We start from the raw sequence: 238 nt of genomic DNA, 5'->3' as shown, positions 1-238 counted from the left end.
TAATTGAATTGCATTGTCGCGCCATGTTCCTTTCTGCTTTGCAATTTCTACGACCTCTTTAATTTGCTGCTGAAATTTATGCAATGCAAAATAGAAATGCTCTGTTTCCTGTACTGATGGCGTACTACCACATAACTTACATTTCTTTTCTAACAAATCGAGTGGATCTAAAATAGCCGAACAAGCATCACATTGATCTCCTCTTGCTGCTTCATGGCAATGAGGACAAATTCCTTCT

General features: G+C 38.2%; 1 protein-coding gene. It reads right to left on the bottom strand.

Annotated elements, in window-relative coordinates; genetic code table 11:
- On the bottom strand, positions 1-238 hold a 238-nt coding region (locus tag FE392_RS23070; RefSeq protein WP_319932003.1), incomplete at both ends, for a class I tRNA ligase family protein.

It is taken from the genome of Xenorhabdus santafensis (assembly GCF_033949405.1).
Taxonomy (GTDB): Bacteria; Pseudomonadota; Gammaproteobacteria; order Enterobacterales; family Enterobacteriaceae; genus Xenorhabdus; species Xenorhabdus santafensis.
This window is presented reverse-complemented; position numbering and strand designations above follow the sequence as displayed.